This window comes from Syntrophomonas sp. UBA5494, from assembly GCF_002426325.1.
Window position 1 is genome coordinate 35,293 of record NZ_DIPG01000101.1, and the last position, 13,128, is coordinate 48,420.

Consider the following 13,128-nt stretch of genomic DNA (forward strand, 5'->3'; position numbering starts at 1 on the left):
AATCGTAACGTTTCATAACTGACTATTAATCGAAATCTATCGTTAGCTAACAATGACAAATCTCTCCTCAAACAACGTAACGAGTCACGAATACGGCAAAATATGTGGCCTCTCCTTTCCTTTCCTGCATGAAAACGGGTCTTTTTCAAAATAATAAGACTGACTATTACTGGGAGAGACGCATTTATCATGAAATGGTTCCAATGGTTAGCCAAAAAAGGAATATCCCCTAATAACTCCCCTGCTGAAGGCGCAAATGCCAATACTGCTAATGTACCCGTATATACGGGGGCTCTGCCTGATACGCCGGTAAGCCTCCATCTTGATGAAAATATTCAGCAGCTGAAATCAATTCTGGGTGAGCAGGTGGATATAATATACCGCCGTATCCGCTTGGGACCAAGCCCGAATAACCCGGCCTGCATCGTCTATATCGAGGGTTTGGTGGACACGCCAGTTCTAAATGAGGACATCGTCAAGTCTCTGATGCTCTTTACAAAACAGGGTGATTTGAAAGCCGGCAAAAGCAGTATTCGAGATGATATCCTGAATTCCGTCCTTACCGCCTCAAATGTATGTGAATCATGCAATATAAAACAGTTGGTTGCCAGTGTGCTGTCAGGAGAGGTTATATTACTGGTAGAAGGCCTGAATGCAGCCTTCCTCATCGACATCAAGGCGCACGCCGAGCGGGCCATCAGCGAGCCCCCTTCCGAAGTGCTGGTCAGAGGACCCAGAGAAGGCTTTAATGAAACCTTGAAAACCAATATGACCATGATCCGCCGGCGCATTAAACATCCCCGGCTGAGGTTTTCAACTATGCCTATAGGAAGGATCACAGCTACCGATGTTGCCCTGGTCTATATCGAGGGCATAGCCGCCCCTGATCTGGTCAACGAAGTCAAACAACGCCTGCAGCGTATCGATATAGATGGCGTTTTGGAAAGCGGTTATCTGGAGGAACTGATCGAAGATCACCCCTTTTCACCCTTTCCGCAGATGCACCATACCGAAAGGCCGGATAGGGTAGCTGGGTCCTTATTGGAAGGACAAGTGGCCATCCTCTGCGACGGCAGTCCTTTTGCCTTAATCATGCCAGCGCAGTTAGCCTCCTTTATCAATTCGCCTGAAGATCACTATGAGCGCTACATATTAAGTACTGCTTTGCGCCATGTGCGCTGGATATCTTTCGGGATTTCACTTTTTCTTCCTTCTCTATATATCGCTATAACCACCTTTCACCAGGAAATGATCCCCACCCGCCTCCTGGTAAGCATATCGGCCTATCGCCAGGGCTTGCCGTTCTCTACGCTGATAGAGGCGTTGATGATGGAGTTTATATTCGAAGTATTGCGGGAGGCCGGGGTACGCCTGCCCCGGGCTATCGGCCAGGCGGTGAGCATCGCAGGAGCCCTGGTCATCGGCCAGTCGGCGGTAACTGCGGGCATTGTGTCCCCATTGATGGTTATAGTTGTGGCGGCCACCGGGATCGCCTCTTTTACCATACCTTCATATAGTCTGGGCATAACCATCCGCTTATTTCGTTTTCCCTTGATGCTGTTGGCAGGCGCCTTCGGCCTGTTCGGGGTGTCAATCGGTTTTATCCTGCTGGTGATCCATACTGTCAACTTACGTTCTTTTAGCGTCCCTTATCTATCCCCCCTGGCCCCTCTGCAGACCAAAGATTTAAAGGATATACTGGTGCGCGCTCCACAGTGGAAAATGAATATGCGGCCGCGGGAGTACGGACAGCTCAACCCTACCCGCATGGCTCCCGGCTTGAAACCAGGCCCTCAGCAGGGCAGCAATAATGGTGGGAGGAAGCAGACATGATGAAACAATCCGTCGTCCTTATCTTGCTGCTCTGTGCAAGCCTGCTCTTAACCGGTTGCTGGGATCGGCGCGAGGTTGAGGAATTGGGGATTGTGCATGGTATCGCCATCGAGTCGGCCGGCAATAATCGGATAAGGGTGGTGTTTCAATACATCAATACTTCGATACAGGGCGGCGGGGGCGGCGGAGGCAGCGGAGAGAATACCATAACTTTTCAAAAGCCCTACCGCAATCAGGTGATAGAGGCGGATTCCGTTTATGATGCTGTCAAACAGCTTCCTCAGGAAACTGTAGCCCGGCGTTTTTTTGCCCATACCGAAGTTCTAATCGTATCTGAAGAATTCGCCCGCGAACGTGGTATTACGGAAATCTCCGATTATATAAGCCGCGATCCTCAGTTTAAACCCAATATCTGGCTCCTGGTGGGGCGCGGCAAAGACATGGCAAGCCTGATGGATACTCCGGGAGTTATTTCACCGATTCCTACCCTGCGGGTCAGTAATGTATTGGAGCACCAGGACGTTGTTTCCTCTTATGCGCCCCTTAGATTGGGAGAATTTATTAGAACGCTGGAGTGCACCTCCGAACAGCCCTTTACCGCCGTCCTCGAGGCTACCCCCAATCCTTCCCGGCCGGTTGAAGCCGGACATGGGATACTCGACGGCCAGGTCCCTGAGCCTGCTAATAGGCTAGCTATTAATGGAACGGCTTTGTTTAAAAATGACAAAATGGTGGGATGGCTTAACCAGCAGGAGAGCCGCGGCCTGTTATGGCTGCGAAACGAGGTAAAACAAGGCATAATAAAGTTTTCCCTGCCCGGTGTTGAGAACGGGATGGCAGCAACAGAAATATATAGGACCCATACCAAAGTAACACCTGTGTTGAAAAATGGCCAAATAATAGTGAATGTCAAGATTGATGCGGAAACCGTGGTTCAAGAAGTGACCCGCAGTTTTCCCATGGATGACACCGAAGATATTCAAAAAATTGAGGAGGCCCAGAATCAGGCGGTAATCAGAGAGGTTCAATCGGCCCTTGATAAAGCCCAAAAGCAAATGCAGGTAGATCCTTTTGGCTTTGGCCAGGCTATTCACCACAAATACCCGGAACTATGGCAACAGATGAGACCGGACTGGGACGAGGTTTTCCCTGAGATACCGGTAAACCTCGAAGTGAATACTACCATCAGACTTACCAATCTGACATCCCGACCGATAGATTTTGAGACCGAACCATAAACCTCAAGGGAGGATTGTTTTTGATCTATTTCTATATAGTATTGTTGCTTATAATAGCCTTTATTGAGATTTCTTACCTGGCTCATCGGAAATACTGGGGAGAATTGTTTGTGACAGCCGGCCTTTTGCTTATAAGCCTGGTGTACGGTATAGCTTTTATGCAGGATTGGCAACTGCCAACTTTAAAAGAAGGGGTTGAGATCATGTTTACGCCGGTTACTCATTACTTGGAGGGTTTATTCGGCTAATTCGTTTCAGGAGGAAATGGTATTGAAAGAAAGCAGTACATATAAAATCGGTGCTTATACCATAGTCGCCATACTGGTGACCCTCGTAGGGACTACCTCGGTTTTGTTCACTCCTTATATAACTGTTGATACGGCCCGGCATGATGCCTGGATTACACCGTTTACTTCATTTTTGCTGGGCTTATATGTCATTTTTGTATGCTGCTGGCTGGGAAGTATCTTCCCGGATAAGGGCTTTATCGAGTACCTTCCTTTGATCATGGGCAAATTTATGGGTAAATTGATCGGGTTTGGCTATATACTTTTTTTCCTGTGGTTTACGGTGACAGTGTTGGCCGAAGCTCTGGCCCTATTGTTTGGGATCGGCATCTTTCGGCTGACCCCGGAGTTAGCGGTGGGGTTGCTGCTATTAATAGCTACCACCTACGCGGTATCTTATGGAATCGAGTGTATCAGCCGCAGTATATGGTATGTATGGCTCATCACAGTGGTCTTTTTCGCAGCAGCCGTATTTATGGCTGCACCGATGGTAAATCTCTCCATCCTGCAGCCGGTCGGAGAATCTGGTCTGAGCGCGATTCTTAAAAGCGGACTTTTGTCCCATGCTTTTAAAGGAGAAATGCTATTTCTGGTGATTCTTTTTCCCTATGTCCACAGCCGGCGCGATGCCCTGGCAGGCGGGATTATCGCCTTGGTCCTGCTTACTATTTTTATCTCTTTAACCATAGTATTGTGCATCACCATTATGGGCGTCGAGACTACGGCCAGGAGTTATTTTTCGATATTTTCGCTGGGCGATTATTTAGAGGCCACCGGAATTAAAATCGTCCTTGCCACAACCTGGATCCTGATTTTCTGGGGTAAAGTCACCCTGGGTCAGTTTGCACTTACTATAGGTTTATCCCAGCTATGCGGATTCAACTCCAACCGGGCTTTAATCCTACCGGTTGCGATGTTGCTCTTAATTTTATCACAGGTATTTTATCCCAGTGCTACTGATCTGTTCAGCCATGTCGGTGATTCCTTCCCGGGATTGGCATTATTCACCGAGTACCTCATCCCCGGTCTGCTGCTCCTGGTTGCCGTAACCAGGCAGAAATTGGGTCAGCTTGACAACCAACCTCAGCAAGTTCAGGCCCCTCCTGCTAGTCAGTCATAATTATGGGGACTATAGCACTATATTGTTAGCCTATTGAAATAAATTCATGACTGTTGTACAATTAAAATGCGCAATAGTCATGGAGGCATATAAATGCGATTGGAACATCACATATTTCTAACATTGGTCATCACGGCGGCGATTGTTACCGGTTCCACTCTTGGGGTGGCCGCTAACTTCCCCTATATATTGAATCAGACTGAAAAATCCCAGAGTCAGCAGATGATTGTGCAGGGGCAGCCTGCAGAAGCGGTTAAAGCAGATACCGAAGCCAATTCCCCCGCAACCTCGGCAATCTATGGGGGCAGTCCGGTATCCAGCGCTGATGTAATGGTAATTACATCAGCAGAAAAGAAGCAGATTATAGAAATGCTTAAAAGCCTGGGCATGACTGACGAAGCCGACTTATCTGCATTTATAAAAGGGTTTCAGCAAAAGCACGCCCTGGACGCCACCGGTTTGTTGGATTCCAAAACACTTCACTTCATAATGGAAGAAGCCAAACTTCTCAAAGTCGATAATACAACCCGCCAGGCCAGCCTGAACTAGCTGGGTTGCCAACCCCGTCCTTTGACATGAAATAACGGAGCCAACCGCTGGTTGGCTCCGTAATGATTTCCGAATAGAATGAATTCTAGTATTTGAAGAATCCCTCGCCGGTCTTGCGGCCCAGTTTGCCTGCGCGAACATATTTAACCAACAGCGGACAGGGGCGATATTTGGGATCACCAAATTCTTTGTAAAGGGTTTCCATGATCTTCAGGCAGATGTCCAGACCGATCATGTCAGCCAGGGCCAGCGGTCCCATGGGATGCCCGGCGCCAAACTTCATGGAGGTGTCGATGTCAGCCTCATTGGCTACGCCTTCCATTAAAGCATACATACCTTCATTCAGCATGGGGATCAAGAGGCGGTTTACCACAAAGCCAGGGGCTTCATTGATTTCTACCGGGGCTTTGCCCATCTGAACGGAAAGGTCTTTGATGAAGTCATAGGTAGCCTGGCTGGTGTTGGCGCCGCGGATGACTTCAACCAGTTTCATGGCCGGTACCGGATTGAAGAAGTGCATGCCGATAACTTTGTCGGCTCTGCCTGTAGCGGCAGCTATTTCGGTCACGCTCAATGCGGATGTGTTGGAGGCCAGAATACATTCGGGTTTGCAGATCTCATCCAGTTCTTTGAAGATGGTCTTTTTAATATCCATAACTTCCAGAGCAGCTTCAATGACCAGATCGCAATCAGCCGCGGCAGCCATGTCAACGGTGCCACTGATTCTGCCCATAACCGCAGCTTTGTCCTCTGCGCTCATTTTGCCTTTGTCTACGTTCTTGCCCAACAGTTTGTCAATACCGGCAATACCTTTGTCTACAAATTCCTGCTTAATGTCGCGCACAATTACTGTGTGGCCAGCCTGAGCGGCAGTCTGCACAATACCGGCACCCATTGTCCCAGCACCCAAAACCATAATTTTCATTCCCAATTCCCTCCTAATATATATATATTTGTGGCGTGATAATTCCTTCTACATCACTTTTCCAAAATCCTTCTTTTTGAATATTTTTTCACAAGTGTAGGAGCCTATCACAAATAGCAAAAGAATGCTAAAGACCCATTATTTCACCCGGGCGAAACCCCGGTATATGGCGCCGCGAGGGGTATCCACGGTAATTAACATCCCGTCTTTAAGCACTTGGGTGGCATCCTGCACTCCAACCACCACCGGTATTTTATAGTTCAATCCCATAATCGCAGCGTCAGATGTAAGCCCCCCGGCTTCGGTTATAATAGCCTTTATTCTGTCAAGGTATGGCACCAGGCTGCTGTTTGCATGGGCTAAGACTACAATATCACCTTCCACCAGACGGTGCAGGTCATGATCATTCTGAATCACCACTGCACGCCCCATAACAGGTTCGTGCCCGATTCCGCTGCCCCGAGCCACAATGTCTCCCACCACATAAACCTTCAGTAGATTAGTTCCTCCAGGGGTGCCTGCCGGAATGCCGGCGGTCAAGACCACCAGGTCACCATGTTTGATATAACTTCCTTGTAAGGCGGCCTGAACCGACTGCTCAAACAGCTCGTCAGTGCTGGAGCTGCCCGCTATCAGGGTCGGATATACCCCCCATACCAGAGCCAGTTTGTTCAGAATGCGGGGTTTGGGAGTAGCGGCCACGATGGTAGCCTGGGGCCGGTATTTCGATATCAGCCTGGCGGTGTGGCCGGTGTGTGTGGCGCTCAGAATAGCCGACGCATCCAGATTCATGGCGGTGGTGCAGGTGGCGTAACTGATGGCATCGGCCACTGTGGAAGTGCCTAAAAAACGCTTTTCCCGCAAAAAATCCTCATATGGCAAGACATCTTCAGCCCGGCGGGCGACACGCGCCATGGTTTCGACCACCTGCACCGGGTATTTACCTGCCGCGGTTTCCCCGGAGAGCATGATGGCATCGGCGCCATCGAATATTGCGTTGGCCACATCTGAAACCTCAGCCCGGGTGGGTCGGGGATTGTTTATCATCGACTCCAGCATCTGGGTGGCGATGATAACCGTCTTGCCGGCAGCAATGCATTGCTTGATAATCTGCTTCTGCACCAGCGGCACTTCTTCGGCCGGAATCTCCACCCCCAGATCTCCGCGAGCCACCATCATCCCGTCAACAACCTTTATAATGCCTTCTAGATTGTCGACCCCTTCCTGACTTTCAATCTTGGCAATAATATCTATATCAGCATGATTTTCTTCCAGTATGCGCCGTATCTCCAGGATATCCTCCGCTGAACGCGCAAAAGAAGCGGCAATAAAGTCAAGCTGATGTTTAATGGCAAACTCAATATCCTGCCGGTCCTTTTCACTTAAAAAAGGAAGGTTAACCCTGACCCCGGGCACATTTATCCCTTTGCGCTCGCCTAATTCCCCGCCGTTTAAGACCCGGCAGACGATGTCCGTACCGGTGGTCTCCTCGACTTGCAGGCTGATCAAACCGTCTGCCAGGAGAATGCAGTCCCCTTTACTCATTTCAGCCGGCAAATTGGGGTAGCTGACCATGACCTGTTTTTCATCGCCGGGCACTTCACGAGTGGTAAGGGTAAACACATCCCCGGCTTTGAGATTTATCAGGCCTTGTCGCAGAGTACCGGTTCGAATCTCCGGTCCTTTGGTGTCCAGCATAATAGCTACAGTTGCGCCGGATGCTTTAGCGGCAGCGCGAATATTGTCCACCCGCTGCCTATGTTCGCTATGGGTGCCGTGGGAGAAATTTAATCGGGCTACGTTCATGCCCGCTCTGATCATTTTTTGCAGCACCTCGACCGCTTCGCTGGCCGGGCCGACGGTGCAGATTATTTTCGTCTTGCGCAATTGCTAGCCTCCCTTATGCAAACCGGTTTTTAAGTCGATAATACCCGCGCAATCTCAAACATTCCCAGTTCAGGCGTCTTGTGTCCGTTTATAACCTCCCCTAAAGGGATGGTATAAAAGCGGTCATCCTGTCCGGCCACCATGACATTGGATTTGCCGCGCATGATGGCATCAATCGCGGCCTTGCCCATGTAAGAAGCCAGGATCCGGTCAACAGCCGTCGGGGTGCCGCCCCGCTGCACGTGGCCCAAAATGCTGATCCGGGTGTCTCGACCAGTCGCGGCCAAAATCTCCTCTCTCAACTTCATAATCGGATAAACCCCCTCAGCCACAATAATAATGCTGTGCAATTTGCCGCGGTCGGTTCCGCTTTTGATTTTTTCTATGACCTGCCCGATATCCGGTTCTATTTCAGGAATAAGGATGGACTCGGCGCCACCTCCCACCCCTGAGGCCAGGGCGATTTCCCCGCAGCGCCTTCCCATAACCTCGATGATGAAGACCCGGCCGTGACTGGTAGCGGTGTCACGAATATTATTGATGGCGCTTAAAACGGTATTTACAGCCGTATCATACCCGATGGAACGGGTGTAGACCACATCATTATCAATGGTTGCGGGTATGCCTATCACCTGCAGTCCTTCGCTTTCGCCGGACAGCTCATAGCCCCCGCGCAGACTGCCATTTCCGCCGATAATGACCAAACTGTCAATTCCCAGACGGTTCAGATGTTCCCGGGCCCGGTCCCGCCCTTCATTGAGCATAAAATCCTTGGAGCGCGAGGTATGCAGAATGGTGCCGCCGCGATGAATAATATCAGCCACTGAGCCGGGAGACATCTTTCCAAATTGACCTGACATCAACCCTTCAAATCCCCGATATACGCCGTAGACATCCATGCCCTCATAGATAGCTGTTCTGACTACTGCTCTTATAGCGGCATTCATGCCCGGAGCATCCCCGCCACTGGTTAATACAGCTATGCGTTTCAAGAAGAGCCCTCCTTGCTGCTAATACGGATGGTGATAGTACAGCAGTCAAGTTTAGTAACAAGAGGCCGGGATCAAGCTTTGGGATTACTTTTACCGGCAGCGCCCCCCTCGCTGTTGGTCGTCCCGTAGCGGTGGGAAACCTCTGCCTTTCCACGCACTTTGACTGCTGACGTGTGCTCTGTGAACTGGAAAATCATAACTTCGCCTTTATCGAGTTTTTCGGTGTGATGAAATTTGGTCTCCCGCCCTCGGGTCAATCCGATAATGGTAACGCCATTTTCCAGAGCCTTAATGATAATATAGTCTTGTCCGATGTAGCCATCATTCATGCACTGTCCCTCCTACTGTGACCGGATTATCAAGCGGTGGCTATACATACCAGGAATGCCGCACTCCGGCGATCTCCAACAGTGATTGTTTAAAACCCAGGTTGGCTTCAACCCGGAATTCATCATTGAGCACCACTCTTTTCCCCGGCATATCCAAAACCACCGGGATTCCACCCGGATGCTGTTTGAGTCTGGCCAATAACTGCTTTTTGCTTGCAGCAATCTGATCGCCGTTTAACCCGATATGCATCTCGCTAATACCGGACTCCAGCTTAAATGCCTTGCGCATAACTATTTTGGGGGTTTCTTCCCGATGGTCATAATATCCCTCAATTACGAGTCCGGCATCAGCCTGGAGGACATCCATATTCTGCCTTAATGCCGAAGGAAATGCCAGGACTTCTATGCGTCCGCTCAAATCCTCCAAAAAAAACTGGGCATAGAGATCCCCTTTGCGGCTGGTGCGGCGGGCAAGATGCAAGACCATGCCGGCCAAACGCACATAGGAATCATCTTTCAGGCCGGGCAGGTCAGCGACCTGATGACTTATCAGCAAAGGCAATAGTTCGCTGTACTCATCCAGGGGATTAGCTGAGACGTAGAAACCCAAGACCTCTTTTTCCCGGGTCAGGCGTTCTTTAACCGACATCTCGCCTTTTACGACCGGAGATGGTTCATCGACCATGGTCTCACTGGGCGCGAACAAAGACATCTGCCGGCTGGCATGATCCAGTTTGAGCTGAGCCGCTATTTCCATGCACTCATCCATAATTGACAGGGCCTCTTTGCGGCTAATCCCAACGCTGTCAAAGCATCCCGCAACAATGAGGTTCTCCAGCATGCGCTTATTGATCTGAGTCAGGTCGATACGCTTGCAGAAGTCAAACAGCGATGAAAAAGGCTGCTGCTTGCGAACCCTGACCACATTTTTGACCGCGTTAATACCTACGTTTTTGATGGCTCCCAATCCGAAGCGAATACCTCCCGCAGTCACGGTGAAGTTTTCAAAGCTCTGGTTGATGTCCGGAGGCAGGATCTTTATTCCCATTCGCTGGCATTCGCGCAAATAGTAAACCACTTTATCCTGGCTGTCGATTATGCTGGTTAAAAAAGCACACATATACTCTATGGGGAAATGAGTTTTTAAATAGGCGGTCTGGTATGAAATCATGGCATAAGCCGCAGAATGGCTTTTATTGAAACCGTAGCCGGCAAAGCTTTCCATAAGATCGAACAGGTGTTGGGCCACCTGCGGTTCGATTTCATTGATTCGCGCGCCACAGACGAATTTGTCCCGCTGGGCTTTCAGCTCCTCGGGCTTCTTCTTGCCCATAGCCCGGCGTAATACGTCGGCTTCCCCCATGGAGAAATTGGCCAGGACACTGGCGATCTGCATCACCTGTTCCTGATAAAGTATCACCCCATAGGTTTCTTTCAGGATATCCTCCAAACGCGGGTCTAAATATTGGATCTCCTGACGGCGATGCTTACAATTTATAAAGTCCTCGACCATTCCGCTCCCTAAGGGACCCGGCCGGTACAAGGCGATAACGGCGATTAAATCCTGGAAACGGCTGGGGGCTAAATCTTTCAGAATGCGCCTGAGGCCATCGCTTTCAAGCTGGAACACCCCTATGGTGTCCCCCCTGGATAATAGCCTATATACCTGGGGATCATCCAAAGGCAGTCGGTCCATATCCAGTTCGACCTTTTTGGTATGCTTGATGATCTCCACCGCACGGTCAATTACCGTCAAGGTGCGCAGTCCCAAAATGTCCATTTTTAAGAGCCCGATATCTTCTACTGTTTCCTTGGTAAATTGAGTCACGGTATGACCTTCCGGGGTCTTTTGCAGAGGCAGGAGGGCGCTTAAGCTTTCCTTGCCGATAACCACCCCGGCGGCATGTATGGAAGCATGCCGGGGCATTCCTTCCAGGGCTCTGGCTGTGTCTATGATCTGCTGGGTATTGTAATCACTTTGAAAAGCCTTGACCAGATCTGCCGACACCTGCAGGGCTTTATCGATGGTGACTCCCAGTTCGGCAGGGATCATTTTGGCGATCCGATCCACTTCCCCATAAGGGATATCTAGCGCCCGCCCTACGTCACGGATAGCCGCGCGCGCGGCCATAGTGCCGAAAGTGATGATCTGCGCCACCTTGTCGGCGCCGTATTTTTCTACAATATAGCCAATCACCCGATCCCGTTTCTCGAAACAGAAGTCAATATCTATATCGGGCATGCTCACCCTCTCCGGATTAAGAAAACGTTCGAACAAGAGGCCATAGGCCAGCGGATCGACGGTGGTGATTCCCAGAACATAGGACACCAGGCTGCCTGCTGCGGAACCGCGGCCCGGTCCTACAGGCACCCCATTGTTTTTAGCCCAATTGACCAGATCCTGCACGATTAAAAAATAGGCGGCAAAACCCATTTCATTGATAACCCGGATCTCATATTCCAAACGCTCCACAGTCTCCGGAGCTGGCGAAGGATACTTTTGCTGAAAGCGCTCCCGGCTTAATGCCGCCAGGTAATCCTCCGGGGTCGATCCATCTGGAATATTATAATAAGGTAGATGAAAGGTCCCGAATTGAAAGTCGAAATTGCAGCAGTCGGCGATGGCCATGGTATTGGCGATGGCATCTGGCTGGGCTGCAAATAATTCCGTCATTTCCTGCCCGGATTTAAGATAAAACTCACTTCCCGGGAAACGCAGGCGCTGTTCATTGGTCACTGCCGTTCCTGTTTGTATACATAATAAGACATCATGTACCCGGGCATCTTTCTTCCTGATATAATGCACATCATTGGTGGCTACCAGCGGGATTCCGGTCTGCCGGCTGATATCTGCCAGGGTTTTATTGACTATTTGTTCCTCAGGCATGCCATGGTTTTGAATCTCCAGGTAAAAGCAGTTCCTGCCAAACCAGGACTGATATTTTAAAGCCAGCTCTGCAGCCTCAGTATGCCTTCCCGCCAGAATTAGCTGGGGAATCTCCCCGCCCACACAGGCCGATAAGGCTATTAAGCCTTCACTGTATTGCTGTAATAGTTCATGGTCAACCCGCGGCTTATAATAAAAGCCTTCCAGATAGGCCCTGGTGACCATCTGCACCAGGTTGCGGTAACCAGTTTCATCCCGGCACAATAAAACCAAATGGTATTGATTGGCGTCCAGGCGGGCCTCTCTGTCAAGCCGGCTGCGGGGAGCCACATAAACCTCGCAGCCGATAATCGGTTTAATTCCTTGTTTTTTAGCCTCACGATAGAAATCCACCGCCCCGTACAACACTCCGTGATCGGTGATGGCCAGTGCCGGCATATCCAATTCTTTGGCCTGGGCCACCAGGTCTTTAATGCGGCAAGCTCCATCTAACAGGCTGTATTCGGTATGATTATGCAAGTGGACAAAATTAGGCATTGCAACTTTCTCCGTCATGCTTATAGCACCATGGTAACGTCACACCAGGTTCCCCCGGTGATGGCGGTCAATTGCTCACAGCTCACCGGCACTGCGGTATTGGGCGTACCGGCCGCAGCGTAGACTACCGGGAAACGCTTCAGACTGTCATCCAAATAGATAGGCAAATCAGATTTCATAGCAAAAGGGCACACTCCTCCGACTGGAAAACCAGTGACCTCCAGAACCTCATCAGGGGCTGCCATTCGCAGCCGTGAGGAGCTTATCTGCTTCACTTTTTTGTTGTCGATCCGGGCATCGCCGGTGGAGACCACCAGCAGGTACTCGCCTTTCTTATCTTTAAGCAGAATGGATTTGGCGATCTGCGCCACTTCGGTTCCAAGAGCCTGGGCTGCCAGAAAAGAAGTGCTGGTATCCTGATCAAACTCAATCACCTTTATTGATGGATCTTTGCTGTAGAGATATTCTTTGACTTTTTCGATAGCAGACATGGTTAATTTTAACTCCTTTAATCGACTTAAACCTTTTTCATTATAACCCAAGG

11 protein-coding genes are annotated in these 13,128 nt (G+C 50.0%); 5 read left to right on the forward strand and 6 right to left on the reverse strand.

Annotation, left to right across the window (positions count from 1 at the left end):
* Window positions 1-189 precede the first annotated feature (189 nt).
* The 5 genes from B3W37_RS11380 (at window position 190) to B3W37_RS11400 (ending at window position 5,027) form a co-directional block, all read left to right on the forward strand.
* Window positions 190-1,833 (forward strand): spore germination protein, encoded by a 1,644-nt coding sequence (locus B3W37_RS11380; protein WP_483175848.1) that lies wholly within the window; start codon window positions 190-192, stop codon window positions 1,831-1,833.
* Complete coding sequence (locus tag B3W37_RS11385; RefSeq protein WP_483175850.1) at window positions 1,830-3,071, forward strand: Ger(x)C family spore germination protein; 1,242 nt, start codon at window positions 1,830-1,832, stop codon at window positions 3,069-3,071. The genes B3W37_RS11380 and B3W37_RS11385 overlap by 4 nt, the downstream gene beginning before the upstream one ends.
* A gap of 20 nt (window positions 3,072-3,091) precedes the next feature.
* Window positions 3,092-3,319 carry a hypothetical protein gene (locus B3W37_RS11390; RefSeq protein WP_483170729.1) on the forward strand — a complete coding sequence of 76 codons (228 nt, stop codon included), beginning with the start codon at window positions 3,092-3,094 and terminating at the stop codon, window positions 3,317-3,319.
* A 22-nt stretch (window positions 3,320-3,341) separates the two neighbouring features.
* On the forward strand, window positions 3,342-4,478 hold the full coding sequence (locus B3W37_RS11395; protein WP_483170730.1) for a GerAB/ArcD/ProY family transporter: 1,137 nt from the start codon (window positions 3,342-3,344) through the stop codon (window positions 4,476-4,478).
* Between the two features lie 93 nt (window positions 4,479-4,571).
* Complete coding sequence (locus tag B3W37_RS11400; RefSeq protein WP_483170731.1) at window positions 4,572-5,027, forward strand: hypothetical protein; 456 nt, start codon at window positions 4,572-4,574, stop codon at window positions 5,025-5,027.
* An 85-nt stretch (window positions 5,028-5,112) separates the two neighbouring features.
* Here the strand turns inward: B3W37_RS11400 and B3W37_RS11405 are convergent, their stop codons facing one another.
* The 6 genes from B3W37_RS11405 to B3W37_RS11430 form a co-directional block, all read right to left on the reverse strand.
* On the reverse strand, window positions 5,113-5,952 hold the full coding sequence (locus B3W37_RS11405) for a 3-hydroxybutyryl-CoA dehydrogenase (RefSeq protein ID WP_481041189.1): 840 nt from the start codon (window positions 5,950-5,952) through the stop codon (window positions 5,113-5,115).
* A gap of 138 nt (window positions 5,953-6,090) precedes the next feature.
* Window positions 6,091-7,839, reverse strand: coding sequence for a pyruvate kinase (gene pyk, locus B3W37_RS11410; protein WP_483170733.1), 1,749 nt, complete (start codon window positions 7,837-7,839; stop codon window positions 6,091-6,093).
* A 29-nt stretch (window positions 7,840-7,868) separates the two neighbouring features.
* Entirely contained in the window at window positions 7,869-8,831 is a 963-nt protein-coding gene (gene pfkA, locus B3W37_RS11415; protein WP_483175851.1) for a 6-phosphofructokinase, read from the reverse strand.
* Between the two features lie 71 nt (window positions 8,832-8,902).
* Window positions 8,903-9,160, reverse strand: a complete 258-nt coding sequence (mtrB, locus tag B3W37_RS11420; RefSeq protein WP_481041195.1) for a trp RNA-binding attenuation protein MtrB — start codon at window positions 9,158-9,160, stop codon at window positions 8,903-8,905.
* Window positions 9,161-9,200: 40 nt separating this feature from the next.
* Window positions 9,201-12,584, reverse strand: coding sequence for a DNA polymerase III subunit alpha (locus B3W37_RS11425; RefSeq protein WP_483170735.1), 3,384 nt, complete (start codon window positions 12,582-12,584; stop codon window positions 9,201-9,203).
* A 20-nt stretch (window positions 12,585-12,604) separates the two neighbouring features.
* Window positions 12,605-13,075 (reverse strand): YbaK/EbsC family protein, encoded by a 471-nt coding sequence (locus B3W37_RS11430; RefSeq protein ID WP_483170736.1) that lies wholly within the window; start codon window positions 13,073-13,075, stop codon window positions 12,605-12,607.
* Window positions 13,076-13,128 lie beyond the last annotated feature (53 nt).